The sequence below is a fragment of the Kribbella shirazensis genome, from assembly GCF_011761605.1.
Lineage (GTDB): Bacteria > Actinomycetota > Actinomycetes > Propionibacteriales > Kribbellaceae > Kribbella > Kribbella shirazensis.
Genome location: NZ_JAASRO010000001.1, coordinates 2,850,280 through 2,876,831 on the forward strand (window position 1 = coordinate 2,850,280; position 26,552 = coordinate 2,876,831).

The window sequence follows — 26,552 nt, forward strand, 5'->3', positions numbered from 1 at the left end:
GAGGAGACCCGGAAGCGAGCGCATGCCGAGCACGCTATCAACTCCTCAGACAAGCTGACAACCTGAGTACCCCTAGAATGTCCGGCATGATCCGCCGTCACCCCCTCGCCGAGCAGGCCGCCGAGGAGCTGCTGCGCCGGATCGGCAGCGGTGAATGGGTGCTCGGCTCCAAGCTGCCCGGCGAGACCACCTTGGCCGCGCAACTCGGGGTCGGCCGGTCCACGATCCGCGAGGCCGTGCGCGAGCTGGCAGGCCGCCGGGTTCTGGAGAGCCGGCAGGGCGCGGGGGTGTTCGTGATCGCGCTGCAGGCCGCCGAGGACTGGGACAAGGTACTGCGGAAGGCGGACATCACCGACGTGCTGGAGGGGCGGCTCGCGATCGAGACCGAGGGCGCCCGGCTGGCAGCGTCACGCCGTACGCCGGCGGACCTGAGGAACTTCCGCTACACGCTGGCGGACCGCAAGCGCGCGGCGGCGAACTCGCCCGACGACTGGTACATCGAGGCGGATCTCGCGTTCCACCGCGCGGTCGTGACCGCGGCGCACAACGCCGTACTGACGGAGCTGTTCGACACGTTCGTGCCACGGATCCGGCGGGCGATGACCGACATGCTCAAGCTCGACGACGAGCACCGGCACCGGCACGACCAGGCCGCCCACGAGGCGATCGCGGAGGCCATCCGCGCCAAGGACCCGGAGCTCGCCGCCACCCGCGCCCGCGAACACCTGAGCGCCGTCCGCAGCTCGGTCAGCTAGGCCTGTCTAGTCGCGGTACTGCTCGTGGAGTGAGCGCAGCCAGGGTGTGAGGGCGTTCAGGTCCTCGACGTGGTCCTGCGGGATCGAGATCGGCCGCGTCCGCCGGTCAGCGGGATTGACTTGGACGGCGCGCGCGAGCGGCCAGCCCGTCGGCTCGTCGATGCTGGTGATCCCCGACCAGCGCAGGCTGCGGCCGCGGGTGATGCCCTCGGAGTCCACCGTGATCACCGGACGGTTCGTGATCAGCTGCCACGCGGTCAGCCCGGTGCCGTAGACGAACGCGGCGAGCGCGGTCAGCCGCAGTACGCCGAGCGTGCCGGAGATGCCGTCCGCGCGTAGATGCTCGACGTTCGTCCACGCGGACAGCACCATCAGCAGGCCGAATGCGGCCAGCCGCACCACGAGCCTGCTGCGGCGCGGGCGGAAGGCCACACGGCCGTTGGACTCCAGCTCAGAGGTCCACACGTCGGAGGACACCCCTACGAACCCCACTTCGCCGCGTGCTCGGCGGCGGTCGGCGGGTCGGCGCCGTGCCGCGTGCAGGTGATCGCGGCCGCCTTCACGGCGTAGTCCACGACGTCGTGCAGCTCGTCGGAGGTCAGCCCGGACAGCCGCTGTTCGCCGAGCAACCCCCGGCTGAGCAGGCCCGTGATGAGCGCCGCCATCAGGGAGTCGCCGGCGCCCACCGTGTCGACCACCTTGATCGCCGGCGCGGGAACCTCGACGCGCACGCCCCGGCCGACGGCGAGGGCGCCGTCGCCGCCGCGCGTGATCACCACGCACTGGGTCCGCTCGGCGGTCAGCAGTTCTTCCGCGATGTCGTCGAGCGGTACGCCGGGACGGAAGAACGCGCAGTCCTCGTCGCTCAGCTTCACCAGGTCGGACAGCGCGGCGAGCTCCCGGACGGCTGACCAGGCTTCCACCGGGTCCGGGGTGATCGCGGGGCGTGCGTTCGGGTCGAGGGTGACCGTGACGGGCTGGTCGGCCACCGATTTGAGGAACTCCCGGATCGCGGTCGCCCCCGGCTCGAGCATCATCGCGATCGACCCGGTGTGGATCACCGGGCAGCCCCGCGTCAGCGACAGCTGCGGCGGATCCCAGGTCATGTCGAACTTGTAGGTCGCGACCCCGTCGGCGTCCAGGGTCGCGGTCGCGGTGCTGGTCCGGAACGCGGGATCGACCGTACCCGGGGCGAGCTGGACCCCGTTGCCGAACAGGTGCGAGCCGAGCAGATCGCCGTACTGGTCGGTCCCGAAGCGGGCCACGAGCTCGGTCGGCACCCCCATCCGGGCGAGTCCGACCGCGACGTTCGCGGCGAAGCCTCCGGGAATCGCCTGGGGCTTGCCGTTCCCGTTGCGCGGCTTCGCCGTACCGACGATGTCGACGAGGGCTTCGCCGATGACGAGGACCGGTGCGCTCATCGGGCGTGCTCGAAGTCGATGGTGGAGTAGGCGCGGAGCTTCTCCAGCTGGTGGACGCTCTCGATCGAGCGGATGGTGCCGCTGCGGGAGCGCATCACCAGCGAGTGCGTGCGAGCGGTCGAGCGGCCGTACCGGACGCCGCGGAGGAGCTCGCCCTCGGTGATGCCGGTCGCGACGAAGAAGCAGTCGTCGCCGCTGACCAGGTCGTCGGTGTCGAGCACCCGGTCCAGGTCGTGCCCCGCGTCGATCGCCTTCTGCCGTTCCTCGTCGTCGCGCGGCCAGAGCTTGCCCTGGATCTTCCCGCCCAGGCACTTCATCGCGCAGGCCGCGATGATGCCCTCCGGCGTACCGCCGATGCCGAGCAGCAGGTCCAGACCGGTGTCAGGCCGGGCCGCCTCGACCGCGCCGGCCACGTCGCCGTCGGAGATGAACTTGATCCGCGCACCGGTCGCCCGGATCTGCCGCGCCAGCTCCTCGTGCCGCGGGCGGTCGAGGAGTACGACGGTGACGTCGTCGACCGTGGAGCCCTTCGCCTTCGCGACCCGGCGGATGTTCTCCGCGACCGGGAGCCGGATGTCGACCACCTCGGCCGCCTCCGGTCCGACCACGAGCTTCTCCATGTAGAACACCGCGGACGGGTCGTACATCGAGTTCCGCGGGGCGACCGCCATCACCGCGATGCCGTTGTTCATGCCTTTCGCGACGAGCGTCGTACCGTCGACCGGGTCGACCGCGACGTCGCACTCGGGACCGTCGCCGGAGCCGACCTGCTCGCCGTTGTAGAGCATCGGGGCGTTGTCCTTCTCGCCCTCGCCGATCACCACCACACCATTCATGCCGACGGTGCCGATCAGCGTCCGCATCGCGTTCACCGCCGCGCCGTCGGCGCCGTTCTTGTCACCGCGCCCGACCCAGCGGCCCGCCGCCATCGCCGCGGCCTCGGTGACCCGGACCAGTTCCAGGGCGAGGTTCCGGTCGGGCGCGTGGGCCTCGACCTCCAGATGGGCCGGTGGGCTGGTCGGATCGCTCATGCCAACGGATCGTAGCCAACGGGTGTGACCGGTGTTCGGGCGGATTGGGCCTCGCGGGACACTGGGGACATGAGTTCCACAGGTCAGGACGCTTCCGGCGAGGCCGCCGCTCAGGAGAAGGGCCAGGAGACGGCTCAGGAAACTGTTGCGGAAACGGCTGACGGAACGGCTGAGGACGCGGTGCTGAAGAGGGCGCGGGAGCGCGCGCAGGTTCAGGCCGAGGCGAACGAGTACCGGCAGGCGTACCGGCGGGACAAGGCGAAGTCGCAGACCGTCGGGAACATGGTGTTCGCGCTGGTGATCTGCCTCGTCGTGGCCGCGTTCCTGATCATCGTCACCTGGCGGCCGAAGGAGGAGAAGGTCCGCGCGGTCGAGTACACCGCCCAGTTGCAGGACGCCCGCAAGGCCGCCTCCTGGGTCCGTGGCCCGGAGCCGATGCCGTCCGGCTGGACCGCGACGAGTGTGGAATTCCGCGCGCCGCAGCAGGAGCCGATGACGTGGCACCTCGGCGTCGTGACGAACGAGAAGAAATACGTCGGCCTCGAGCAGTCGAATGTGACCACCGGGAAATTCGTGTCCGACGAGCTCGGTAGGACGTCCGACGACGGTACGGCGACGGTGGCCGGGGTGACCTGGCAGCGCAAGGTCCTGCTCGACCGGAAAGGCGAGAACGCGTTGATCCTGGTGGGTTCCGGAACCACCACGATCGTCACCGGAAATGCCGGCTATCCGGCCCTTGAAACGTTCGCTTCGGTACTGCGCTGACGTTTTCCGCTCCCGGACTGACCATTTTCCGGGCGTTTCCGCCCACTTTCCGGACGGTCGTTGACACGTGCCGTCGGCAAGGGGTTCCATCGAGGCTCGGCTTGCGCACGCTCGGGGACTAGCGGGAAGGGCCTTCCTATGGTCACGCCGTCCCCGGCGAGGAGTTGACCGTCGATGTTCATCACCGGGCTCCTGCTGGGCGCTGACAGCTCACCACATCTGGGCACTCCCTGGCAGTTGCTGGCCTACCAGGGCGGCACGCTGTTCGGCGCGGCGCTCGACGGCGCCCGGGAGTGCGGGTTCGACCAGTTGGTCGTGACGCTGGGCAGCGCGTCGGAGCAGATCCACGACCGGATCGATCTCGACGGTGTGCGCGTGGTCGAGTCGCCGCACTCCGACACCAGCAGTTCGTCGATCGTCCCGGCGCTGGACGCGGTCGACCGGCGGGCCGACGGGATCGTCGTACTGCTGGGCGACCAGCCCGGGATCACCTCGGCCGCCGTCTGGTCGCTGGTCGCCGAGGTCTCGACCCCGATCGGCGTCTGCCGGTACGACGACGGTGAGAGCCACCCGTGCTGGTTCGGCCGCGAGCTCTTCGGCGAACTGCGTGACCTGCGCAGCGACGCCGACCTGTGGAACCCGATCCACGACGGCGTCCACCCGGTCACCAGAGTCGATGCCATCGGCAACGTCCCGCCCCGCGCCACCACCTGGCCGTCGTACCACCAACTCCTCACCGGCACCCCCACACCGGCCCTCGCAGACCTCCCCCTCGACCCCCACACCCTCCCCACAGTCCCCCGCCCCCGCCACCGCCGCCACACCACCACCTGACCCTCCCGCCCCCGCACCGCACCGCACCGCGCCCGCACCGGACCCGCCCCGCACCGGACCCGCACTGCACCGCGCCCTCGCACCGCACCGCGCTCGCGCCGCCCCCTCCCGTCGGCCATCTGCCTCGCCACCCGGCCCGCTGCCTGTCCGCATTTGGTGGGTCAGCCAGGCAAATGTGGGGTTTGTGACCTGTATCAGGGTGGAGAACCCTGCATCTCGCTGGCTGACCCACCAGATGCGGTGGGCTATTCGGCGCCGGCGAGGCGGAGGCCCAGGACGCCGGTGACGATGAGGGCGATGCAGGCCAGGCGGACGGGAGTGACCGGCTCGTCGAACACGAGGATGCCCAGCGTGACCACGCCGACCGAGCCCACACCGGTCCAGATCGCGTACGCCGTACCGACCGGGAGGTGATCGAGTGTCTTCGCGAGCAGGGCGACCGAGATCACGCCGAAGACGAGCACGCCGACCGTCGGCCACAGCCGGCTGAACCCCTCGCTCGGTTTCAGACTCAGCGCGAACGCGATCTCGAACGCCGCCGCCGCGAGCAGCACGAGCCATGCCATCAGGCCGCCAGCGCTCCCCGCAGGTGCCTGTGCGTCACCGTCGCGACCCGGGCGCCGAGCGCGGTCGCCGTCCGCAGATCGGTCGCCGGCGGCGCCTTCTCCGCGGACAGATCGGCGTCGGACTGCGCCATCGCACCCAGCCAGCTCCCGAGCCGGTTCAGGTCCTCGATGCTCGCGGTGCTCTCCGCCCAGCCCGGGTAGATGTCCAGGCCGACCCAGATCATCCCGTGCTGCGCGGCGAACACGGCCAGGTCGACCAGGCTGTTCAGCTTGTCGCCGGACATCGCCTTCGAGTTCGTGAACCCGGCCGCGATCTTGTCCCGCCAGGCGAGGTCGGCGGCCCAGACCCGCACGCTCTCCTCGGCGAACTTCTTGAACACCCAGCTCGGGCTCCCCATGTACGTCGGCGCGCCGAAGACGATCGCGTCCGCCGCGGTCAGCCGCTCCCACACGTCCTCGGTCAGCTCGTCGAGCGGTACCAGGTCGGTCGTGGTCCCCGGAACCGACGCCGCCCCCGCCGCCACCGCCTCGGCCTGCTTGGCCGTGTGCCCGTACCCCGAGTGAAAGGCCACCGCCACCCGCGCCACCCCGGCTACGGCGGAAGTGCTTCCGGTCGTGCTCATGTGCTTCCTCCTGAGTCTTTAGCGGACTACAGTCCGTCTTATGAACGACAGTACCGGACCGCAGTCCGCTTCACAACGGGGTCTGCCGGTCGTGGGGGAGCCGCGGCCGGAGCGGGCGGATGCGCGGCGCAATCGCCTGCGCGTCCTGGAGGCGGCCGAGCGGCTGTTCACCGAGCACGGGGTGAAGAACGTCTCGCTCGACGCGATCGCCGCGGAGGCGGGGGTCGGGAAGGGCACCGTGTTCCGCCGCTTCGGGGACCGCGCGGGGCTCGCGGTCGCGCTGCTCGACGAACGGGAGCAGGAACTGCAGGCCAAGATCATCACGGGCCCACCGCCACTCGGCCCCGGCGCTCCACCGCTCGTCCGGGTGATGGCGTTCCTCGACGCGTACCTCGACCTACTCGACCGGCACGTGGCGCTCTTCATGGACAGCGAGAACGCCTCCGACGGCGCCCGCTACCGCATCGGCTCGTACCACCTCTGGCACCGCCACCTGGCCCACCTCGTCGAGGCCGCCCGCCCTGAGCTGGATGCGGACTACACGGCCCACGTCCTCCTCGCACCACTGGCAGCAGACCTGCACAACGCTCTGCGTGACCAGGGCTTCGACTTGGAGCGAGTGAAAGCCGGACTCCGTCAGATCGCTGGGACACTGCTGAACGCCGCAGAGCGCTGACCTGTCCACAGGGCGCCGACAGTCCTACTGTGGAATGAGTCTTGCTCTGGAGGTTGGCTATGAACGAGCCGACTCACCTATCCCGCCGTGATCTGTTCTGGTTGACCGCTGTGGCCGCAGCAGCCGCAGCCTGCGGAGACGCCGGGGAGGACACCGGGCCGCCGGAAGCGACCGTCCCCGCGCCGAGCCCGACCTTCACCGGCCCGAACGCGAAGCTGTCCGGCGACCTGAAGATCCTGCTCTGGAGCCACTTCGTACCGAGTCACGACAAGTGGTTCGACCCGTTCGCGAAGAACTGGGGCAAGGAGGTCGGCGTCAACGTCACCGTCGACCACATCAACAACACCGAGATCGTGGCCCGGACGGCGGCCGAGATCCAGGCCCGGCAGGGTCATGACCTGATCCAGTACATCGCCCCGCTGTCGCAGTTCGAGCCGAGTGTGGTCGACCTCAAGGACGTCGCCGAGGAAGCGGCCAACCGGTTCGGCGAGCAGTTGGAGCTGTGCGTCAAGTCCAGCCAGAACCCGGCCACCGGCAAGCACTACGCCTACTCACCGGGCTGGGTGCCCGACCCCGGTGACTACCGGAAGAGCTTGTGGGAGTCGGTCGGGTTGCCCGACGGCCCGACCTCCTGGGAGGACCTGCTCCGGGGCGGTGCCGAAATCAAGAAGGCGAAGAACATCCAGATGGGCCTGGGCATGTCCCAGGAGATCGACTCCAACATGGCCGGCCGGGCCCTGATGTGGTCGTACGGCGCCTCGATCCAGAACGAGGACGAGCAGGTGGTGATCAACTCGCCCGAGACGGTCGCCGCGGTGGAGTTCATGCAACGCCTGTTCAAGGACACGATGACGAACGAGGTCTTCTCCTGGAACCCGGCATCCAACAACCAGGGCCTGATCGCCGGCCAGATGTCGTACATCCTGAACTCGATCTCGGCCTGGCGCACCGCCCAGGAAGCCAACCCGGAAGTTGCCGACGACATCTATTTCACCAGGGCGCTCAAAGGCCCTGAGGACTCCCTCGCCGCACAGCACGTGATGTACAACTGGATCGTCCCGAGCCACGCGCGCAACGTCGACGCGGCGAAGGAGTTCTTGCTGCACTACACGGCCAACTGGCCTTCGGCGACGTACCACTCGAAGCTCTACGACCTGCCGGCCTTCCCCAGGCTGGTGCCGCAGCTGAACGGCTGGCTCGACCGGGACCCGTTCGGTGCGAAGCCGGAGAACAAACTGGGCGTGCTGAAGAACGCGATCGAGTGGAGTACGAACATCGGCCACCCGGGGCCGGCGAACACGGCCGAGGGCGAGGTCTTCGCGACCTTCGTCATCCCCAACATGTTCGCGAAGGCGGCGCGTGGCGAGCTGAACCCCGAGCAGGCGGTCGCCGATGCGGAGCGGCAGATCAAGCCCATCTTCGACAAGTGGCGGAAGCGCGGCCTGGTCGGCGGGGCGTAGGTGAGCTGACGTGGCTGTCGTCGAGCTTCGCGGGCTGCGTAAGGTGTTCGAGGGCGGACGGGCGCGCCGCGGCGCGCACGGCCGGGTGAACGCGGTCGACGGTGTGGACCTGGCCACGACCGAGGGCGAGTACCTGGTGCTGCTGGGGCCGTCGGGCTGCGGCAAGACCACGCTGCTCCGGACGGTCGCGGGCCTCGAGCAACCAACTGACGGCGAGGTGCGGATCGGCGGGCACGTCGTGAACGAGCTGCCGCCACGGGCCCGCCGGGTCGCCATGGTGTTCCAGAGTTACGCGTTGTACCCGCACAAGACGGTGCGCGCGAACATCGTTTTCCCGCTCAAGGCCCAGGGCGTCGACAAGGCCGCCCGGGCCGAGAAGACCGAATGGGCCGCCGAGCTGCTCGGGATCGGTCAGCTGCTCGACCGGCGGCCGCGCCAGTTGTCCGGCGGGGAGCGGCAACGGGTCGCGCTGGCACGGGCCCTGGTCCGGGAACCGAGCGTCTTCCTGCTCGACGAACCGCTGTCCAACCTCGACGCCAAGCTGCGGGCGAGCGCCCGGGACGAGCTCAAGCGCTTCCAGCGCCGGGTCCGGACCACGACGATCTACGTCACCCACGACCAGGTCGAGGCGATGGGCCTGGGCGATCGCATCGCGGTCATGTACGCCGGCCGGATCCGGCAGCTCGGCCCGCCGGTCGAGGTGTACGACGACCCGGCGGACACGTACGTCGCGACGTTCCTCGGCTCCCCGCCGATGAACCTCGTCCCGCGCGACGGCGTACTGGTCGGCTTCCGGCCGGAACACCTGCTGCCGGAAACCCTGGTCCACGGCGATGACCGGCTGGTGGTTCCCTTCCAGGTCGACCGGGTCGAGTACCTGTCCGGTGACCGGCATCTGTACGGCGTTGTCCGCGGGCTGGGGGCGGAGACGCGAGTGATCGCGCGACTGCCGGCGACCGTGACGGCGCCGGTCGAACCGGGGGAGGAGCACGAGTTCGCCGTTCACGCTGAGCGCTTGCGGTTCTTCGACGCGGACAGCGGCGAGCGGACCGAGCCCGTGTCGGTACGGACCGGGTCATGACCGATCCGGCGCTGATCCCACCACAGCCGCACGGTCAGCTCACCGAGGCGCGGCCCGAGGTTTCACCGCCGGCCCACCCGCGGGCACGGCGGCGCTTCGCCGACCGCGACGCGCTGCTCGCCTGGGTGTTCCTGCTGCCGTCGGTGGGGTACATCGTCGCGCTGGTCGCGATCCCGTTCTTCCTGGCGATCGCGTTCAGTTTCAGCGATGTCACGGCCGGGGATCCGAGTTTCGACTGGGCCGGGTTGCGCAACTACCAGGACGTCTTCGACGACCCGGTCTTCTGGCGCTCGCTGCGGAACACCGTCGTCTTCACGGTCGTCTCGATGCTGCTCATCGTTGTCCTGGGCAAGGTACTGGCGAACGTCCTGATCGCCGACTTCCGGGGCAAATGGCTGGTCCGCTTCCTGGTCCTGCTGCCGTGGACCACACCGGTGGCGCTGTCCACGATCGCCTGGCTGTGGCTGCTCGACTCCGTGTTCTCGCCGATCGACTGGGTGCTGCGCGAGCTGGGCCTGATCGACGCGAACATGTACTGGCTCGGGAAACCGGATCTGGCGATCGGATCGGTGATCGTGGTGCACGTCTGGCGGCTGGTCCCGCTCGCCGCGGTGATCATGATGGCCGGCCTGGTCGCGATCCCGAAGGACGTGCAGGAGGCGGCGTCGGTCGACGGCGCCGGGTTCTGGCGGCGGATGTTCGAGATCACCATCCCGCTGACGCTGCCGGTCATCGCCGTAGCCGCGCTGTTCGGAGCGATCCTGACCTTCACCGACATGGCGGTCGTCTACGTGCTGACCCGGGGTGGTCCGACCAACTCCACCCAGGTGCTCGCGAGCTGGGCGTTCTTCCGCGGCATCGAGGGCGGAGACGTCGGCCAGGGCGCGGCGATCGCGTTGTTCCTGTTCCCGCTGCTCCTGGCCGCGGCAATCGCGATCCTCAGGGCGGTACGCCGGATGGATGTTTCATGAAGACAGTACTGATGCCACGCCTCCGGCGCGGCGGGTCATGGGGCTGTAACTCCCGGCCTTCCCTCGTCGCTCCGGTCGCTCCGGTCGCTTCGCTCCCTTCGCTCCTCAGTCCAGGCCGGGAGGCCCCATGACCGGCGAGATCGAGCTGTTGCGGCGGCGGGCGCGGCGACGTCACCTGGCGTCCCGCATCACCGTGTACCTGCTCGCGATACTGGCGGCGCTCGGTGCGGCCGGGCCGTTCCTTTGGGCCGGGATCACCGCCTTCAAGGAGAACCGGGACCTCTACCGGCGCAGCAACAACCCGTTCCTCTTCAACCTCACGCCTACGACCGAGCATGTCGACTACTTGTTCTCCGGCACTGAGTTCCCGACCTTCGTCTGGAACACGCTGTGGGTCGGCTTGCTGGTCACCGCGATCACGCTGGGGCTCGGCCTGCCTGCGGCCTACAGCCTGGCCCGGCTGGACCGGCCGTGGTCGGGGCCGATGGCGATCGCGATCTTCTTCGTGTACCTGGTGCCGCCGACGTTGCTGTTCCTGTCGCTGTCACGGATGGTGGTGGCCTTCGGACTGCAGGACCGCACCTGGTCGCTGGTGCTCGTCTACCCGACGATCACGATCCCGGTCTCGGTGTGGCTGCTGATGGGTTTCCTGCGGGCGATCCCGAAGGACATCGAGGAACAGGCGATGGTCGACGGGTACAGCCGCCTCGGCGCGTTCGTCCGGATCGTCGTACCGCTGGTGTTCCCCGGTGTGGTGGCCGTCGTGGTCTTCGCGTTCACCCTGACCGCCAGCGAGTTCATCTACGCGCTGGCGTTCGTGTCGCCGTCGGCCGAGAAGCCGATCAGCACCGGCGTACCGACGGCCCTCGTCCGGGGGGATGTCTTCTTCTGGCAGTCGCTGCAGGCCGCGACCGTCCTGGTCGCCGTACCGATCGCGCTGGTGTTCAACGCGTTCCTGAACCGCTTCATCGCCGGCTTCACCCATGGTGCCGTCAAAGGCTGACGCTAGAACCTGCCCTTGATCGTGAGGATGTCAGTGGTTCCGTTGGTCAGGCGGTCCGCCCATTCGAGGGCGTCCGGCAGGGTGGGGCGGCGCTTCTCGTAAGCCTTGTCGAACGACCAGTAGTACTTCCGTTCCTGCAGCGGCTCCTCGGCGAGCTCGGCGACCGCCAAGGACGTGGGGAGCTGGTGGGCGGCCTGCCACTGTGGGCGCAGCATCCTCAGGTAGCGCAGGCCGGTGAGCAGGCCCACGACGGACACGTCAGTGGCGGGCGCGTCGGTCAGATCAAGGGTGTGCAGGTTCGGGCAGGAGGCCAGCGGTCGCAGATCGACCGGCTTCGCGCTGCGCAGTACGACCCGTCCCACGGTCGGATGGCCCTGCAGGGCGGACAGGTCGATCGTGTCGGTGGCGAGCTCCACCACCTCGACCGGCGTCGCCTGCAGGGGCGACAGGTCGAGCCCGGCGCAGTTGTGGATCGAGAACCTCAGCAGCGCCGGCGCCTCGCGGACCGGTTCGAGATCGACCCAGGGCGCGTCGTGTACCAGTAACTCACGGGTTTCCGCGGTCACCCCACGAACCGGCCCCGCGTCCCGACCGCTGACAACGAGCCGGCAATTGTCGTCGTACCGGCGCTTGTGGTGGTAGGGGTCGCCCGAGTTGATCCACAGCCCGCCGTCCTCGTCGCGCTCGATCCGGCCGGAGCGCAGCGCCTCTACGTGTGCGTGGAGCAGTTCGGTGACCGACTCCGCGACGTACACCGGCCCGTCGTCCTGGTGACGCCCGATCAGAATCACCTGGCCGGGCCGTCCGTTCGGCCCGGGTGCCATGTCGAGGCGAGGTAGTCGCCGAAGCCGTCCGTGGCAAAGGGGATCCAGCGTGGATGGTCGCTCACCCGCCGGATCGACGACGGCGGCCCGAATTCCTTGACGAACGAGCGGTGAACATACTGCCGCCACCCGCGTGTGGCCCACCAGTGCTCCGCGCTCAGATCCGCCAGCAGCTCGAGACCCAACCAACCGAAGCCGTGGAACTGCCCACGCCCACCGTCACCGTCGGCCACGGCGTACAACGCATCGAGGTCCCGGGGGAGTGCGAAGTCGAGGATCTCGCGGCGTTCCTGCTCTGGGAGCGCAGGTGGTAGATCCGGCTCCTCGGGCAGCTCGAGGGCCGCCTGCAGCAGCCGCTGATATTCGTGGAACAGGGCAACCGCTTCGCCCGCATCCCCGGCTTCGTCCGTGGTGCATCGTCGCGCGTCGAGTTGCGGCGGCTCGGACCGCGCATCCAGTAAGTACCGGAAGCCACGGTCGTCCGCGCGGTCGAGTTGCTCGCTCAGGACCGCGCGGAAACGACCACGGGCTTCCAGTTCCAGTTCGATCGTGAGGTGCTCTGTGGCCTCCAGCAACGTGTGCACCGCGCACAGACCGTCGTGTACGTCGATGTCGTTCGCGCCGTACTCGTTCAGGTCGTCCGGCGCGAACCTGAAACCCCGATGCCCGGACCCGCCGTCCCCGACCGCGTACCCGCGCAGTTCGGCGCGCTTCCAGCCCCGCGGCGCGGCGCCGGCGATCCGCTCGGCCAGCTCGGTCAGTGCGTCGGCAACCGCACCCTCACGATCTTCGAGCACGCTCAGCCCCGGTTGCCCAGGATCGCCAGCGCCAGTTCGTGCTGCTCCTGCGACGGCGGCCGCGTCCACGTGCAACCGGATCGCCCGTCCTCCAGCATCCGCGCCATCACGACGGACAGTACGTCGCGCGGTTCGGCGTACTGCATCCGCGGCCGCGCGTCGTGGTAGTGCGTCACGACGCGGTCGAAGCAGAAGATCAATGTGTTCACGTACTTGCTCTTCTCCGCATCGGCGCGGTCGTGCGCCGCGACGTACTCCGCGTCCACCGGCTTCACGACCTCCTTCAGGACGTCCAGCCGGTTGTTGAGCTCCGTGTGCGGGCCGGAGACCGCGTACGCATCGTCGTACATCTTGGCTACGTGCTCCGGGTTCTTCGCGAGAACGCCCATCGTGACGAAGCCCTTGTCCTCGTCCGCGTACCCGCCGGCGAACTCGTGGTCCACCGACTGCGCGTGGGTCGCTGACATGATCGCGTCGGTGAAGGCGTACTTGTCCATCCCGTCGATCTGCTCGACGTCCTCGCCCATCCACTCGTCGTCGTAGTACAGGATGCCGTCGGTCTCACCGTCCGCGGCCTCCGTCATCAGGTGCTGTACGGCGCCGGCCGGATCCTGTACGGCGGCGGGCCCCATCGCGGCGAACCGTTCGGTCATCCAGAACAGCGAGATCAGCATCATCGGGCTGTACACCCGTAGGATGCCCTCCTCGCGCATCGGGTAGCAGCCGCGCTCGTCGTCGTACGCCTCCAGGCCGGCCATGAACGCCTTCTCCTGCTCGGGCGTCAGCGCGAGCTCCCAGGCCCACTTCTGCTCGACGTGGAACTTGTAGAAGTCCTCGCCCTTCAGCGGGTCACGGATCTTCAGGAACCAGAAGACGAACCCGCCGAGGCCGAGAACGAGGACGCCGATCACGAGGAGCGGGATCATGCCGGTAAAACCTCCACATGGTGAACCAGATTCAGGAAAGTGGTTCACCGTAGTGATCGACCAGGTCACCGCCGAAGGAATCGTTCTGCCTTTGCGGAACCTTCACACCAGGCGTGCGGTCATCCGGAGCTCGGGGAGGTTGCCGAGCGAGGAGCGCGTGCCGTCGGTGGTCTCTGTGAAGCCGTAGCGCGCGTAGAAACGGCGGGCGCGGGTATTTGCCTCGAGCACCCAAAGCTGGACGGTGCCGCAGTTCGCGGCGCGGAGGTCGGCGCACGCGGCATCGGTCAGGGCGCGGCCGGCGCCGGTTCCCCAGTGGTCGGGGTGGACGAAGAGCGCGTACAACTCACCCGTGTTCGGCGGGGCTGTCTCGTCACGCTCCGGGCCGACACCGACGTACCCGATCACCTGCTGGCAGGGCCGGGCGGACTGTCAGCCCGCCGGCACCGCGGCTGCTCAGTTGGGCTTCTCGTCGTGGGCGGCCTGGGCCTTGGCCAGGCGTTCGCGGGCGCCGTCCAGCCAGCGCTGGCAGGTGGCGGCGAGTTCTTCACCGCGCTCCCACAGGGCGAGGGATTCCTCGAGGCTGGTGCCGCCCGCCTCGAGTTTGCGGACCACCTCGACGAGCTCCTCGCGGGCCTGCTCGTAGGTCATCTCGGGTCGGTCGCCGCTCACGTGTTCTCCTCGGACGTCTTGACTTCGACCGCGAAGCGGCCGTCACTGACCCGCGCCTGCAGCAGGTCACCGGGCGCCACCTGCGCCACTTCCCGGACCGCGGTCCCGTCGGCCAGTTGCAGCACGGAGTACCCACGCTCCAGTGTTGCCTTCGGGGACAGCGCCCGGACGCTCGCCAGCCGATGCGTGATGTCGTCACTCGCCCGGTCGAGCCGATGGGTGAGGGTACGGCGACTGCGTTCGATCAGCGCCGTGATCTCGTCGGACCGCCGCTGCAGGTCCGAGACCGGGGCCGCGAGGGCCGGGCGCGAACGGATCGCCGCCAGCGCGTGCAGCTCCCGGTCGAGCCACGACCGGATCGCCCGCGTGCCGCGCTCCCGCAGTACCCGCACGCCGTCGAGCTCCTCGCGCACGTCCGGCACGATCCGCTTCGCCGCGTCGGTCGGGGTCGACGCGCGCAGGTCGGCGACCAGGTCGAGCAGCGGGGAGTCCGGCTCGTGGCCGATCGCGCTCACCACCGGCGTACCCGTCTTCGACACCGCGCGGATCAGGCCCTCGTCGGAGAACGGCAGCAGGTCCTCGAGCGAGCCGCCGCCGCGGGCGATCACGATCACCTCGACGGACTCGTCCGCGTCGAGCTTCCGCAGCGCCGTCATCACCTCACCGGCCGCCGACGGGCCCTGCACCGACGCGTACTCGACCCGGAACGCGACCGCCGGCCAGCGGCGCTTCGCGTTCTCGAGCACGTCGCGCTCGGCCGCCGAATCCCGCCCGCAGATCAGGCCGATCGTGTGCGGCAGGAACGGCAGCTTCTGCTTGCGGTACGACTCGAAGAGGCCCTCGGCCGCGAGCAACTGCTTCAGCCGCTCGATCCGGGCCAGCAGTTCGCCGATGCCGACGTGCCGGATCTCGCTGACGGCGAGCGCGAGCGTGCCGCGGCGGGCGAAGAAGTTCGGCTTGGCGTGCACGAGCACCCGCGAGCCGTCGCGGACGTCGACGGCCTCGAACACCCGCCGGTTGCAGGTGAACCGCAGCGAGATGTCCGCGTCGGTGTCCCGCAGCGTGCCGAACACCGTCGTCGTACCGCGCCCGATCGAGACGTCCGTCAGCTGCCCCTCGACCCACACGGCCCCGAGCTGGTTGATCCAGCTCGCGATCCCGTTCGCGATCGTGCGAACGGCCGCAGGCGCTTCCGGCGACGTCTCCAAAGCCACCCCCAGACCCTACGACCCCGCACCGACAATCCCTAACGTTGAGTAATGCGCCCACTGCTCCTGCTGGACTTCGACGGCCCTCTCAACCCCTACAAGGCCACCGGGATCCCGCCGGGCTACGAGCGGCACGAGATCACCGAAGGCGAGAAGACCTGGCGGGTGCTTCTCAACCCGCGGCACGGTGTGGAGCTCAACGCACTGGCGGGCACGTTCGACCTGGTGTGGGCGAGCAGCTGGGAACACGGCGCCAACCGCCTCCTCGGGCCGTTGCTGGGCCTGCCCGAACTCCCCACGATCGTCTGGACGGACCGCACACGGGTGCGGTCCGGTTCCTGGAAGACGCCGTACGTCGCGGAATGGGTCGGTGATCGGCCGTTCGCCTGGGTGGACGACGAGGTCGGGGACGTCGAGCGAGAGCGTTTTCCGGGGCAGTTGATTCTTGCTGCGGATGCGCGGCGCGGGCTGACCGGGCGGGAGTTCGCGGTACTGCGGGAGTGGGGGCGTAATTCCTTTGCGGGGAAAGGGTTTTCGGGGGATTCTTGACGTGCTGGTAACACCTCCCGCGGAGGAGCCGTCCGGACAGGGCGGACGGCTCCCCGACGTTCCATGAACCTCCGGTCCGGCATGCTGCCCGGATGCGAGAGCAGCTTGCCGCCGGGTATGCGCGGCTGTACGCGCCGCTGGCCGTGGTGTCGGTGGTGATTTCCTTCCAGCCGCTCCTGCCTGGGAGGTACGGCACGCTCTGGGAGATGGCGGGCCGTCCGGGTGGCGACCCGGCGATCCTCGGTGTGCTGCTGATGGGTGGGCTGGTCGTGCTGCTGGCGTACGCGAGCTTCCGGCCAGTGACCACCGCAGGTGTTCCGGTGGGGATCGCGGTACTCGCGGCGCTGATATTCGTGATGCTGCTCACAAAGCCGGGTGCCGGGTCCTCGCCGCCGAGCCTCACCCCGTTCGGTGATGCCGCGGTCGCGATCGCTGTCTGCACGTTCACGCTCGCCGTCTCGCACGCGGTACTCGGCCGGCGCCGCTGACCACGGCCCGTACCATGGGGACCGTGACTGGCCAGGCTGACGACATCGGTACGACGACCGCGACGAGGACCAAACGGGTGCTGCTCGCGGCGCCGCGGGGGTACTGCGCGGGCGTGGACCGGGCCGTGGTGGCGGTCGAGAAGGCCCTCGACCTGTACGGGCCGCCCGTGTACGTCCGCAAGGAGATCGTGCACAACAAGTACGTCGTCCAGACGCTGCAGAAGCGTGGCGCGATCTTCGTCGACGAGACCGCCGAGGTGCCCGAGGGCGAAACGGTGATCTTCTCCGCCCACGGTGTCGCCCCGGTGGTGCACGAGGAGGCGGCCGCGCGGCAGCTGAAGACGATCGACGCGACCTGCCCGCTGGTGACCAAGGTGCACCACGAGGCGAAGCGGTTCGCGGCGACCGACTACGACATCCTCCTGATCGGCCACGAGGGGCACGAGGAGGTCATCGGCACCTCCGGCGAGGCCCCCGATCACGTGCACCTCGTCGACGGGCCGGACGACGTACCCAACGTCACCGTCCGCGACCCCGAGAAGGTCGTCTGGCTGTCGCAGACCACGCTGTCCGTCGACGAGACGATGGAGACGGTACGGCGCTTGCGCGAGCGGTTCCCGCACTTGCAGGACCCGCCGAGCGACGACATCTGCTACGCCACCCAGAACCGGCAGGCCGCGGTCAAGAAGCTCGCCCCGGAAGCCGACCTGATGATCGTCGTCGGCTCCCGCAACTCGTCGAACTCGGTGCGTCTCGTCGAGGTCGCGGTCGAGCACGGCGCGAAGGCCGGCTACCTGGTCGACTTCGCCGACGAGATCGACGAGGCCTGGCTGGAGGGTGTCGACTCGGTCGGCGTCAGCAGTGGCGCGAGCGTGCCGGAGGTGCTGGTCCGCGACGTGCTGCGCTGGCTGGCCGAGCGCGGGTACGCCGACGTACAGGAAGTCACGACCGCGGAGGAGAGCCTCACGTTCGCCCTCCCCCGCGACCTTCGCACCGACCTGAAGGCGGCCGGCCTCCCCACCACCGGCACCTCCGACCACGCCTGGACTATCTGACCGTCACCTTGGCGGTCTCGGTGACCGTGAAGACGCGGCGCTCGGCATTGCAGTACCAGACGGAGTAGCGCAGCGTGTACGTACCCGGCTTCGTGTAGGTGTGGGTCTCGATCGAGTACGTCTCGCGACCGGTCCTCCGGTTGGTTCCGCACTGCGCGGTCATGCCGTCCGAACCGCCCTCCCCGCCATCGCCCCAGTAGTACTGCGTACCGCCGGAGAGGTTGAGGAAGGACGTGTCGGCGGGCAGGTCCTTCCCGTCGATCGTGGGCACGACGACGGTGCCGGAGACGGTCACCTTCACCGAAACGGTGCGGTCGGTGACGGTCGGCTTGAGCACGACGTCGACCTCGATCGGCCGAGCCGGCGGCTGCACCGGTGGCGGCGTGTTCGTGGTGCGCGTGGTGGGTTTCGTCGTCGTGGTGGCGGGCTGCTCCGAGCCCTTGGTCGAACCGGTCGTCGTCCTCGGCGCGGTCGTCGTGCCTTGCGTGGTCCTCGTGGTCCCGGTCGCGGTCGGTGCCGCGGACGTCGGCGTACTCGTCGGCGGGCCGGTGACCACCGTCACCGGTGCGCTCGGCGTCTGGGTGACCGGCGGCCTGCTGTCGAGGTCCGAGAGGTTGCTCGCGGCAACGGCAACGGCGACCACCGCGGCGGACGCCAGTGTCAGCGCGCCGGCGGTCCGGCGACGCCGTACCGAACGGACCCTGGCGAACACGGACTCGCTCGGCGACGCGCTCGGCGGCGGCGGGTCGGCGACGAGCCGCTCGAACTGCTGCTTGAGATCATCGGTCATGGGTCAGCCCTCCTTGTGGGGCCGGAGCGGAAACGGCGGCGACCAGGTGGTGTTCGCGGAGCTTGGCCAGCCCGCGGGAGATGTTCGATTTCACCGTGCCGACCGAGCAGCCCATGATCTGCGCGATCTCGGCCTCCGGAAGGTCCTCGAAGTACCGCAGAACGAGCGTGGCGCGGGTCCTGCGGGGGAGTCCCGCGAGCGCCCGCAGCAGCAGGTCACGGTCGTCGACCGAGCCGTACTGCTCCCGTGCCTGTGCCTCCGGCAACTGCTCGGTCGGCGTCTCGCCGCGCCACTTCCGGCGCCACCACTGCGTGCTGGTGTTCACCATCACGGTGCGCGTGTAGCTCTCGAGCGCGTTGCTGCTGCGCAACGAGTTCCGGTGGAACCACACCTTGGTCAGCGCGGTCTGCACCAGGTCCTCGGCCAGGTGCCATTCCCCGGTCAGCAGGTAGCCGAACCGCTGCAGGGCGGTGAACCGCCCGTCCACGAACTCGGCGAATTCGCGGTCGCGTCCTGGATCCATTCCAACCCCCCATGTCACTCAACTCGGTCAGCCTTGTGATGGCGTGACCCGCCGAAAAGGTTGAGCGATGTGCCTGGATGATCTCAGGCGGGGCGTTAGCGGGTGTGCTCGACGTACTTGCCCAGGACGTAGTCCCAGCCGGTGTCGTAGGAGAGGCGGGCGCGGCCGGCGCCTTCGCCGCGGCGTTCCCAGCCGGTGTGGACGAGCCGGACCTCGGTGCCGTCACCGGTCGCGGCGAACGTGACGGTCACCTGGCCGGCTTCGGCCGGATCGCCGCCGGGATGCCAGCTGAAGCTGACCGACGCCGGCGGATCCCATGCCGACACCGTGCCCCAGGTGGCGATCTCGCCGTCCGCGCCGTACTCGACGATGCGCCCGCCGACCACGCCTTCCAGCCGTACGCCGTGTGCTGCCGCCGCGCCGACCGAATGGCTGAACAGCGGCCACCACACCGACGCCTCCGCCGTGAACGCCTCGAACGCGCGGTCGACCCCGACCGGTACGACGACGGTCTTCACCAACGGTGAGAGATCTTGTTCCACAGTCATGTCCGTTCCTCCTCGGTCTGCCGGGCGGTCCGCTCGACATGGTCGGCGTACGCCTGCAACGCGTCGCCCCAGAACTGGTCGAGCCAGCTGCGCAGCTCCTCGAGACCCGCCTGGTGGACGCGGTAGATGTTCCGCGTCCCGCGTGACTCGTGCCGCACCAGGCCGACCGCGCCGAGCACCTTCAGGTGCTGCGAGATGGCGGGCCGGCTGACGGGCACGCGCTCGGCCAGTACGCCGACCGAGCACGGCCCGCCGGTGCGCAGCGTCTCGAGGATCACCCGGCGCGTCGGGTCGCCCAGCGCGTCCAGCACCGGTCCGGCAGCTTCGAGTGATCCGTAAGTTCCCACGAACGGTAAGTTGCCACTAACGGAGGAGGGAGTCAAGCCTCAGTTCAGCCGATCGAGGATCAGTCCGGCCTGCTGCGGGTTGCCGTCGTGGACGAGCGCCTCGTGGTTGCCGACGTCGTCGAACGCGAATCCGTACGCGCGACCGTCGGCCATCTGGGAGTGGATGATCTTCGAGTAGTGGTTCGTGACCGGGTCCTGGTAGAAGTTCGCGTTGTTCGCGTCCGGCTGGTTCGGGTTCGTCAGCAGGGTGGAGCGGTTGTACCCGGCGCAGAGCGTGCGCGAGATCGGGCCGCGGACCTGGTCGTTCGGTGCGTCGAGCAACTTGAAGCAGCCGAACACGCTGGCCGAGTCGGGCTTCTGGAACGACGTGACGACGGCGCCGGAGGTGTTGGTGAAGTTCATGACGCCGCCCGAGACGCGACCGAAGTACTTGACGTCGGGCCGGTCGCCGAACGGCGTCACGGTCAGAGTCTCCGAGCTGTACTTCGACCACACACGGTTGATGTAGTCGTCCATCGTGCCCGCGGGCAGCGCGCCGGTCTCGACGCCGTACAGCGGGGAGAGGGCGCGGAGGACCGAGCCGTCAGGCGCTGTCTGGATCAGTCCGCCCCAGCCGCCCGCGGTGTTGCGGAGCCCGTTGTAGACCGCGTTGTAGCCGCCGGACTTGAGGTGGCCGGTGGTGTTCCCGTTCACGCTGACCGCGTACGGCGCGGAGAACATGTCGACCTGCGTGCTGTTGATCCACAGGCCGGCGTCGTTGAGCGTGTACTCCGACCAGTTGAACAGGATGTTCCGGTTCGGGTCGCTGGGGTTCTGTACGGCGGGTTGCACGAGGCCGCCCGTGGTGAGTTTGAAGACCAGTTTCTGCCCGTACGAGAAGTACACACGGCCGGAGAACTTCGGCATCTGGATGGTCACCGACTGGCCGTTGCCCGGGCCCGCGATCGACGCGTCAGGCGCCGGGGTGGGCGGGTTGCCGCCGGCCGGCCAGGCGTGGAAGGTGCCCGAGGCATCGGCCCACCCCTGCTGGCCGGTGGCCAGGTTCGTGCCCAGGTTGTAGATGTAGACGGGGTCTGTGCGACCCGAGTTGTTTGTGATCGTCAGTGGAATGGTCGCGGGCACGGCCGCGTCGGCCGCCCGGTCCGGGACTGCCGACAGCACCCCGGCCACCGCCGCCGCAGCCGCGACCACACCCAGCACTCTGCTTCTGAAGCGCATCATCTTCTCCTCACGTCCGCCTGAGAGAGCGCTCTCATCGTTCCGTGCGGAGGCCACCAAGTGTCAACAGCTCATCACTGTCGGCTTTCCGACAGCAGTCCCGGGGCGATGATGCGGAGATCGCCAGGCCATCACAATCGCCGGGTGGCGGGACTCGCCACGCTCACCGGTCCCGGCTGCGGGCGATTGTGATGGCGTGCAGCTCCGGGATCAGGAGGTAGGGACGCCCTGGAACGAGTTCCGGACGATCGCGGTCCGGAACGTCTCAGCCCGCCTGGGACGGCGGCCAGCGGCGCGTCGTCGGGGACTCGTCGATGGACAGGAACTCGGGGGCGGTGAGAGGCCGGACGGACGCCTCGATCGACTCCATCGCGGTCAGCTCGGACTCGGTGACGTGGAGGTCGCGGAGCTTGCGCGCCGTGATGAAGACCCGCCGCTCGAACGAGCCGACGGTCCCGTTGTACGCCTCCACGGCGGAGGTGAGCGACCGGCCGACCCGTCCGAGGTGCTCGCCCATGGTGCTGAGCCGCTCGTACAGCTCCCGGCCGAGCTCGAAGACCTGCTGCGCGGACTCGGTCAGCGCCGACTGGTTCCACGCGTACGCCGCCGCGCGCAGCGTCGCGATCAGTGTCGTCGGCGTTGCGAGGATCACCCGGCGCTCAGCGGCGTACTCGAGCAGGGACGGCTCGACGTCGAGCGCCGCGGACAGGAACGACTCGCCCGGCACGAACAGGATCACGAACTCCGGTGACGGCGACAACCGGGTCCAGTACGCCTTCGAGGCGAGCTGGTCGACATGTGTCCGCAGATGCCGCGCGTGCGCCCGCAACCGGTCCTCGCGGAACGCCGCGTCGTCGGACTCGCTCGCCTCGAGGAACGCCGCCAGCGGCACCTTCGAGTCGACGACGATGTTCTTGCCCTCGGCAAGCCGCACGACGAGGTCGGGCCGCAGTACGCCGTCCTCGCCGACCGTCGTCGTCTGCTCGGTGAAGTCGCAGTGGGCAACCATCCCGGCCAGCTCGACCGTCCGGCGCAGATGCAGCTCGCCCCAGCGGCCACGGACCTGCGGCTTGCGCAACGCGGTCGACAGCGACGCCGTCTCGCGGCGCAACGCCTCGCCGCTCATCCGCACCTCGTTGACCTGTTGATGCAGCTGGCTCTGCCAGGCCGCCCGTCCCTTCTCGAGCTGGTTGAGCTGTGCGTGCAGGCGGTCCAGGGCCTCCTTGACGACCGCCTGGCCACCCATCTGCTGCCCGACGGACGTCCGCTCCTGCGTCAGCTCGACGACGCGGTCCTCGGCGGCGTCGCGCTCCGCGGTGACCCGAGCGAGCTGGGCGCCGTCCCGTCCACGCACCCACAGCACGCCGAACACAGCACCCAGCAGCAGGCCCACCAGGAGGAAGAGCAGCATCAGCAACACCGTCGTACCGGTCATGTGACAGATAGTGCCGAACCCCACCGACAGTTTCCGAAACCCCACGCCCGGCGGGCCGGGTTCAGCAGTTCATCGCGGGGAAGGAATAGCCCTGGGCCTTCAGGATCGGGAGGACCTTGTCGAGCGCGGCGACGGTCTGCGCGCGGTTCCCGCCGCCGTCGTGCAGCAGGATGATGTTGTGGTTGTGCGCGTGCGTGAGGATGTTGTGCACGATCGCGTTCGTCCCGGGCCGGGCCCAGTCGCGCGGGTCGACGTCCCAGAGCACCTGGACCATGCCGGCCGCCTTGATGTCGGCGCGGACCTTCGGGTTCGAGGCGCCGTACGGCGGACGGAAGCAGGTCGACCGCGGTCCGTCGAAGATCTCGTGGCGCCGCTTCACGGCCGAAACCGCGGTCAGTTGCGCGTGGGTGATCGAGTGGCTGCCGATGGTGTTGCCCGCGGCAATCACCTGCTCGCGCAGTCCCGGGTGCGCGGCCTGCATCGAGCCGAGCTCGAAGAACGTGGCGTGCGCACCGTGCTTCCGCAGGACCTGCAGCACCTTCGGCGTCCAGACCGGATCGGGACCGTCGTCGAAGCTGAGGAACAGGACCTTTTTGTTGCCGGTGGCAAATGCGGCGGTCGGGTCCGGGACCGGCTTGCGCGGTGTCGACGGCGGTGCGTTCAAGGTGGGCGTCTCGGTGGGGGCCGGGCTCGGTGTCGCCGAGGTCTGCGTGGTCGCGGCGGCTGGTCGCGGTGGGCGTTCGTGCCCGAGTGCCAGGACCAGCAACACGCCGGCGGTGACGGCCAGCGTCACCCCGGTCGCGACGAACGCGGCGAGCTTTCGGGACATGACTTTCCCCTTGCAGCTAAGGCGGTTCCCCAGTGCGCCCCCTCAGTCCGGCGCCCTCACATCACAGAAGACGCCTTACCTGTCAGCTTGGTTGGCGTCCCTGTGTTGCGGTGAGATCTCGACTGTTGCAGTGCTGCCACGGTGGTACAGCCGGCCCTCCAGGGACTTCACACTCGCGACCAGCACGAAGCTCATGCTGACCAGCAACGACCACGCGCCGAACTTCGCCGGATGCACGAGCCGCCAGACGCTCACCTGGTCCGGGTAGTTCCACGCGTCCAGGAACGTGCCGGCGTTCTCCGCGATCCACAGGAAGAACCCGATCAACGCGAACGACAACGCCAGCGGCATCCGGTAACGCCGTACGCCGACCGTGAAGAAGACCCAGGTACGGCGCAACACGACGAGCAGCCCGAGCGCGATCGGGATCCGCAGGTCGGGGATCCAGTGATGGGTGAAGAAGTTGGCGTAGATGAGGACGGCGAAGACCGTGGTCAGCACCGGCCGGTAGTTGCTGACCCGCAGGTCGAACCGCCGCCACGCCTGACACAGGTAGCTGCCCACGGCGGCGTACATGAAACCGGCGAACAACGGCACCCCGGCGATCTTCGTCACGGCGTCGCCCGGGTACTGCCACGAGCCGACCTGGACCTTGAACAGCTCCAGCGCGAGCCCGACCAGGTGGAACCCGAAGATCACCGCGACCTCGCGCCACGTCTCCAGCCGGACCGCCCAGAACAGGAACGTCAGGACAAGGCAGTAGATCAGCAGGGCGTCGTACCGGGCGATCGGCAGGTCGAGGTACTTCGAGATCGCCAGGCCCGCGAACAGGAACGCCGGGAACAGGCACGACACCGCCTCCAGCCACCCGAAGCGGAGGAACTGCAGGCATCCGAACACGAAGCGTGAGGAGATCCCGATGCGGCCGGTCCAAGTGGTCACGCACTGGAGACGTCACCCACGCTCGTCTGGTTGGACCGAATCCCGCGGATTGGGGTACTTCGGTGTTCGCCGCGTAACCTTGACGCCCGTGGCACTCACCATCGGAATCGTCGGGCTCCCGAACGCGGGCAAGTCCACCCTGTTCAACGCGCTGACCAAGAACGACGTGCTCGCCGCGAACTACCCGTTCGCGACCATCGAGCCGAACGTCGGGGTGGTCGGTGTCCCGGACCCGCGGCTGGGCAAGCTGGCCGAGCTGTTCGGCTCGCAGAAGCTGATTCCGGCCACCGTGCAGTTCGTCGACATCGCCGGCATCGTGCGCGGCGCGTCGGAGGGTGAGGGGCTGGGCAACAAGTTCCTCAGCCACATCCGCGAGTCGGACGCGATCTGCCAGGTCACCCGGGTGTTCCGCGACGACGACGTCACGCACGTCGACGGCAAGGTCTCGCCGGCCGACGACATCTCCACGATCCAGACCGAGCTGATCCTGGCCGACCTGCAGACCGTCGAGAAGGCGATCCCGCGGCTGGAGAAGGAAGCCCGGCTGAAGAAGGAGAGCGCGGTCGTGCTCGAGGCGGTCCGGGAGGCGCAGAAGCACCTCGAGGCCGGTACGCCGATCATCGCGACCGACGTGGACCGGGACGCGATCCGCGAGCTGATGCTGATGACCGCGAAGCCGTACCTGTACGTCTTCAACTGCGACGCCGACGAGCTCGGCGACGAGGACCTCAAGCAGAAGATGCGGGACCTGGTCGCGCCGGCCGAGGCGATCTTCCTGGACGCGAAGTTCGAGGCCGAACTGGTCGAGCTCGGCGACGAGGACGAGGCGCGCGAGATGCTCGCCGAGATGGGGATCGACGAGCCCGGGCTGGATCTGCTGGCCCGCGTCGGCTTCGAGACCCTCGGTCTGCAGACGTACCTGACGGCCGGTCCGAAGGAGGCCCGCGCCTGGACCATCAAGCGCGGCGCCACCGCCCCCGAGGCCGCCGGCGTCATCCACACCGACTTCCAGCGCGGCTTCATCAAGGCCGAGATCGTCTCGTACGACGACCTCATCGACGCCGGCTCCATGAACGCCGCCCGCTCCGCCGGCAAGGTCCGCATGGAAGGCAAGGACTACATCATGCAGGACGGCGACGTCGTGGAGTTCCGCTTCAACGTTTAGTCCACCACGCCAGCTGCGCGGTAGCTTTTGCTCGCCGCTTGCCCAGCTTCTGTACGACGATCTCGAACGGGATCTCCGCATCGTCGTCGGCGGTGGCCGTCAGCTGCCGGATGCGCAGTAACAGCCGACCGGCGGGCACCGCGACGTCCGCGTCGGGATCGTCATCGAGTCGTTCGGTCGCTGAGTCTGCCGCCATCGTGAGCGTGCCGTAGCCGACGAGACGCAGCCGCCCCTTGCTCGCCCGTACGACATGCTCCGACTCGCGCTCGGACGGGCGGTCCGAGGCAGTGGTGCGCACCTCGATGCCGTACGTGGCGAACTCGGGCGGACCGGCCATCCAGAAGACACCGCGGCCGGCCGCGCTCTCGCTCTCGAGATGTCGCGTCAGCGAGGCGAAGTCCCAGTCGGGCAGCGACGCCCGGTAGGCATCGGGGTCGACGATACCGAGGATCCCGTCCTCCTCCGGCACCTCCACGCGGACCGGACGCCCGGCGGCTTGGGCGGCCGCCTGCTCGACGACCTTCGCCGCCTTGCGACGCAGGCGCGCCAACTCCTTCCCGTCTCTGTTGACGAGGACGAGGCGCTGTAGCACGCCGGTACTGCGCCAGCCGAGGTATACCGCCGCATCGACGCCGTCCAGCAGGTACCAGTCGTTGTCGTAGGCGCTCTCGATCGGCTGACCGAGCGTGGTACGGACCTCAGACTTGCTCGCCGACGGATCGAGCCCGGACAGCAGTTGGGCAGGATGGGCGAATGCTTCGAATTCGGGGTTGGCGGTCAGCTCGAAGGCGATCGACGCCAGTCGCCCGCCGTTCAGTCGCAGTCCGATGCCGTGCGATGGCGACAGCAACCGCGTCGAGCCCGCGTCGTCGGTCTCGTCGAGTTCGCCTCCGACCCAGGCATGCACCAGCGCGAGTGCCGCTGCGTACTCCGGGGCGTCAGGCCCTGTCGACAGAGCAGCCATGAGAGTGCGCAGCTCGGTGGTGGCTCGATCATCGAGGAACGGCATGCCTGGACCCTATCCGCGAGTCCCTTCAGCGTCTGGGAGAACTT

The 26,552-nt window shown here is 68.9% G+C and carries 32 protein-coding genes; 12 read left to right on the plus strand and 20 right to left on the minus strand.

Annotation, left to right across the window (positions count from 1 at the left end; genetic code table 11):
* The first annotated feature begins 86 nt into the window (after nucleotides 1-86).
* A complete protein-coding gene (locus BJY22_RS14075; protein WP_238350360.1) occupies nucleotides 87-755 on the plus strand; it encodes a FadR/GntR family transcriptional regulator in 669 nt (222 codons plus the stop codon).
* Between the two features lie 6 nt (nucleotides 756-761).
* Here BJY22_RS14075 and BJY22_RS14080 read toward each other — a convergent pair whose 3' ends face one another.
* Genes BJY22_RS14080 through glpX form a run of 3 tightly spaced genes read right to left on the minus strand, consistent with a single transcriptional unit; the run spans nucleotide 762 to nucleotide 3,207 of the window.
* A complete protein-coding gene (locus BJY22_RS14080; protein WP_167206928.1) occupies nucleotides 762-1,232 on the minus strand; it encodes a hypothetical protein in 471 nt (156 codons plus the stop codon).
* Nucleotides 1,233-1,234: 2 nt separating this feature from the next.
* A complete protein-coding gene (locus BJY22_RS14085) occupies nucleotides 1,235-2,176 on the minus strand; it encodes a carbohydrate kinase family protein (protein WP_167206930.1) in 942 nt (313 codons plus the stop codon).
* Complete coding sequence (gene glpX, locus BJY22_RS14090) at nucleotides 2,173-3,207, minus strand: class II fructose-bisphosphatase (protein WP_167206932.1); 1,035 nt, start codon at nucleotides 3,205-3,207, stop codon at nucleotides 2,173-2,175. Before glpX ends, BJY22_RS14085 begins: the two co-directional genes overlap by 4 nt.
* 69 nt (nucleotides 3,208-3,276) lie before the next feature.
* Between glpX and BJY22_RS14095 the strand changes: the two genes are divergently transcribed.
* Nucleotides 3,277-3,972 carry a DUF4245 domain-containing protein gene (locus tag BJY22_RS14095; protein WP_167206934.1) on the plus strand — a complete coding sequence of 232 codons (696 nt, stop codon included), beginning with the start codon at nucleotides 3,277-3,279 and terminating at the stop codon, nucleotides 3,970-3,972.
* 174 nt (nucleotides 3,973-4,146) lie between these two features.
* Nucleotides 4,147-4,806 (plus strand): nucleotidyltransferase family protein, encoded by a 660-nt coding sequence (locus BJY22_RS42415; RefSeq protein WP_202891107.1) that lies wholly within the window; start codon nucleotides 4,147-4,149, stop codon nucleotides 4,804-4,806.
* 245 nt (nucleotides 4,807-5,051) lie between these two features.
* Here the strand turns inward: BJY22_RS42415 and BJY22_RS14105 are convergent, their stop codons facing one another.
* Nucleotides 5,052-5,372 carry a DMT family transporter gene (locus BJY22_RS14105; protein WP_167206936.1) on the minus strand — a complete coding sequence of 107 codons (321 nt, stop codon included), beginning with the start codon at nucleotides 5,370-5,372 and terminating at the stop codon, nucleotides 5,052-5,054.
* A complete protein-coding gene (locus BJY22_RS14110; RefSeq protein ID WP_167206938.1) occupies nucleotides 5,372-5,995 on the minus strand; it encodes a flavodoxin family protein in 624 nt (207 codons plus the stop codon). The genes BJY22_RS14105 and BJY22_RS14110 overlap by 1 nt, the downstream gene beginning before the upstream one ends.
* A gap of 40 nt (nucleotides 5,996-6,035) precedes the next feature.
* Between BJY22_RS14110 and BJY22_RS14115 the strand changes: the two genes are divergently transcribed.
* The 5 genes from BJY22_RS14115 to BJY22_RS14135 all read left to right on the plus strand — a co-directional run bounded on the left by BJY22_RS14115 (nucleotide 6,036) and on the right by BJY22_RS14135 (nucleotide 11,186).
* Nucleotides 6,036-6,671, plus strand: a complete 636-nt coding sequence (locus BJY22_RS14115) for a TetR/AcrR family transcriptional regulator (protein ID WP_167206940.1) — start codon at nucleotides 6,036-6,038, stop codon at nucleotides 6,669-6,671.
* 59 nt (nucleotides 6,672-6,730) lie between these two features.
* Nucleotides 6,731-8,131: an ABC transporter substrate-binding protein gene (locus BJY22_RS14120; RefSeq protein ID WP_167206942.1), complete on the plus strand. Its 1,401-nt coding sequence runs from the start codon at nucleotides 6,731-6,733 to the stop codon at nucleotides 8,129-8,131.
* 10 nt (nucleotides 8,132-8,141) lie between these two features.
* Nucleotides 8,142-9,212: an ATP-binding cassette domain-containing protein gene (locus BJY22_RS14125; RefSeq protein WP_167206944.1), complete on the plus strand. Its 1,071-nt coding sequence runs from the start codon at nucleotides 8,142-8,144 to the stop codon at nucleotides 9,210-9,212.
* A complete protein-coding gene (locus BJY22_RS14130; protein ID WP_167206947.1) occupies nucleotides 9,209-10,183 on the plus strand; it encodes a carbohydrate ABC transporter permease in 975 nt (324 codons plus the stop codon). The genes BJY22_RS14125 and BJY22_RS14130 overlap by 4 nt, the downstream gene beginning before the upstream one ends.
* 127 nt (nucleotides 10,184-10,310) lie before the next feature.
* Nucleotides 10,311-11,186: a carbohydrate ABC transporter permease gene (locus BJY22_RS14135; RefSeq protein ID WP_167206949.1), complete on the plus strand. Its 876-nt coding sequence runs from the start codon at nucleotides 10,311-10,313 to the stop codon at nucleotides 11,184-11,186.
* A gap of 2 nt (nucleotides 11,187-11,188) precedes the next feature.
* Here BJY22_RS14135 and BJY22_RS14140 read toward each other — a convergent pair whose 3' ends face one another.
* The 6 genes from BJY22_RS14140 to xseA all read right to left on the minus strand — a co-directional run bounded on the left by BJY22_RS14140 (nucleotide 11,189) and on the right by xseA (nucleotide 15,616).
* Entirely contained in the window at nucleotides 11,189-11,977 is a 789-nt protein-coding gene (locus tag BJY22_RS14140; protein WP_167206951.1) for a hypothetical protein, read from the minus strand.
* Nucleotides 11,974-12,807 (minus strand): SMI1/KNR4 family protein, encoded by an 834-nt coding sequence (locus tag BJY22_RS14145; protein WP_167206953.1) that lies wholly within the window; start codon nucleotides 12,805-12,807, stop codon nucleotides 11,974-11,976. The genes BJY22_RS14140 and BJY22_RS14145 overlap by 4 nt, the downstream gene beginning before the upstream one ends.
* A gap of 2 nt (nucleotides 12,808-12,809) precedes the next feature.
* Nucleotides 12,810-13,733 (minus strand): hypothetical protein, encoded by a 924-nt coding sequence (locus tag BJY22_RS14150; RefSeq protein WP_167206954.1) that lies wholly within the window; start codon nucleotides 13,731-13,733, stop codon nucleotides 12,810-12,812.
* Nucleotides 13,734-13,835: 102 nt separating this feature from the next.
* Entirely contained in the window at nucleotides 13,836-14,138 is a 303-nt protein-coding gene (locus BJY22_RS14155) for a GNAT family N-acetyltransferase (protein ID WP_167206956.1), read from the minus strand.
* A 48-nt stretch (nucleotides 14,139-14,186) separates the two neighbouring features.
* Nucleotides 14,187-14,381, minus strand: a complete 195-nt coding sequence (locus BJY22_RS14160; protein WP_167218224.1) for an exodeoxyribonuclease VII small subunit — start codon at nucleotides 14,379-14,381, stop codon at nucleotides 14,187-14,189.
* Nucleotides 14,382-14,398: 17 nt separating this feature from the next.
* Nucleotides 14,399-15,616 carry an exodeoxyribonuclease VII large subunit gene (xseA, locus tag BJY22_RS14165; RefSeq protein ID WP_167206958.1) on the minus strand — a complete coding sequence of 406 codons (1,218 nt, stop codon included), beginning with the start codon at nucleotides 15,614-15,616 and terminating at the stop codon, nucleotides 14,399-14,401.
* A gap of 45 nt (nucleotides 15,617-15,661) precedes the next feature.
* Between xseA and BJY22_RS14170 the strand changes: the two genes are divergently transcribed.
* From BJY22_RS14170 to BJY22_RS14180, 3 genes are all read left to right on the plus strand, one after another.
* Nucleotides 15,662-16,159 (plus strand): HAD domain-containing protein, encoded by a 498-nt coding sequence (locus BJY22_RS14170; RefSeq protein WP_167206960.1) that lies wholly within the window; start codon nucleotides 15,662-15,664, stop codon nucleotides 16,157-16,159.
* Between the two features lie 92 nt (nucleotides 16,160-16,251).
* Nucleotides 16,252-16,647, plus strand: coding sequence for a hypothetical protein (locus BJY22_RS14175; RefSeq protein WP_167206962.1), 396 nt, complete (start codon nucleotides 16,252-16,254; stop codon nucleotides 16,645-16,647).
* Between the two features lie 14 nt (nucleotides 16,648-16,661).
* The gene (locus BJY22_RS14180; RefSeq protein WP_167206964.1) at nucleotides 16,662-17,702 is read left to right on the plus strand and encodes a 4-hydroxy-3-methylbut-2-enyl diphosphate reductase; all 1,041 of its coding nucleotides are present in this window, start codon (nucleotides 16,662-16,664) and stop codon (nucleotides 17,700-17,702) included.
* Here BJY22_RS14180 and BJY22_RS14185 read toward each other — a convergent pair.
* The 8 genes from BJY22_RS14185 to BJY22_RS14220 all read right to left on the minus strand — a co-directional run bounded on the left by BJY22_RS14185 (nucleotide 17,695) and on the right by BJY22_RS14220 (nucleotide 24,334).
* Complete coding sequence (locus tag BJY22_RS14185) at nucleotides 17,695-18,492, minus strand: hypothetical protein (RefSeq protein WP_167206966.1); 798 nt, start codon at nucleotides 18,490-18,492, stop codon at nucleotides 17,695-17,697. The genes BJY22_RS14180 and BJY22_RS14185 overlap by 8 nt on opposite strands.
* Nucleotides 18,482-19,015: a SigE family RNA polymerase sigma factor gene (locus tag BJY22_RS14190; protein ID WP_167206968.1), complete on the minus strand. Its 534-nt coding sequence runs from the start codon at nucleotides 19,013-19,015 to the stop codon at nucleotides 18,482-18,484. Before BJY22_RS14190 ends, BJY22_RS14185 begins: the two co-directional genes overlap by 11 nt.
* A gap of 95 nt (nucleotides 19,016-19,110) precedes the next feature.
* On the minus strand, nucleotides 19,111-19,563 hold the full coding sequence (locus BJY22_RS14195; RefSeq protein ID WP_167206970.1) for an SRPBCC domain-containing protein: 453 nt from the start codon (nucleotides 19,561-19,563) through the stop codon (nucleotides 19,111-19,113).
* The gene (locus BJY22_RS14200; protein ID WP_337758660.1) at nucleotides 19,560-19,910 is read right to left on the minus strand and encodes an ArsR/SmtB family transcription factor; all 351 of its coding nucleotides are present in this window, start codon (nucleotides 19,908-19,910) and stop codon (nucleotides 19,560-19,562) included. The genes BJY22_RS14195 and BJY22_RS14200 overlap by 4 nt, the downstream gene beginning before the upstream one ends.
* Nucleotides 19,911-19,949: 39 nt before the next feature.
* The gene (locus tag BJY22_RS14205; protein WP_238350361.1) at nucleotides 19,950-21,131 is read right to left on the minus strand and encodes a glycoside hydrolase family 64 protein; all 1,182 of its coding nucleotides are present in this window, start codon (nucleotides 21,129-21,131) and stop codon (nucleotides 19,950-19,952) included.
* Nucleotides 21,132-21,393: 262 nt separating this feature from the next.
* The gene (locus tag BJY22_RS14210; protein ID WP_167206975.1) at nucleotides 21,394-22,563 is read right to left on the minus strand and encodes a DNA recombination protein RmuC; all 1,170 of its coding nucleotides are present in this window, start codon (nucleotides 22,561-22,563) and stop codon (nucleotides 21,394-21,396) included.
* A 61-nt stretch (nucleotides 22,564-22,624) separates the two neighbouring features.
* The gene (locus BJY22_RS14215) at nucleotides 22,625-23,392 is read right to left on the minus strand and encodes a polysaccharide deacetylase family protein (RefSeq protein WP_167206977.1); all 768 of its coding nucleotides are present in this window, start codon (nucleotides 23,390-23,392) and stop codon (nucleotides 22,625-22,627) included.
* 75 nt (nucleotides 23,393-23,467) lie between these two features.
* A complete protein-coding gene (locus BJY22_RS14220) occupies nucleotides 23,468-24,334 on the minus strand; it encodes a DUF817 domain-containing protein (RefSeq protein ID WP_337758662.1) in 867 nt (288 codons plus the stop codon).
* Between the two features lie 88 nt (nucleotides 24,335-24,422).
* On the opposite strand from BJY22_RS14220, the gene ychF reads away from it, so the two are divergent.
* Nucleotides 24,423-25,499, plus strand: coding sequence for a redox-regulated ATPase YchF (ychF, locus tag BJY22_RS14225; RefSeq protein ID WP_167206979.1), 1,077 nt, complete (start codon nucleotides 24,423-24,425; stop codon nucleotides 25,497-25,499).
* On the opposite strand, the gene BJY22_RS14230 is transcribed toward ychF, so the two are convergent.
* Nucleotides 25,489-26,508, minus strand: coding sequence for a hypothetical protein (locus tag BJY22_RS14230; protein WP_167206981.1), 1,020 nt, complete (start codon nucleotides 26,506-26,508; stop codon nucleotides 25,489-25,491). The genes ychF and BJY22_RS14230 overlap by 11 nt on opposite strands.
* Nucleotides 26,509-26,552 lie beyond the last annotated feature (44 nt).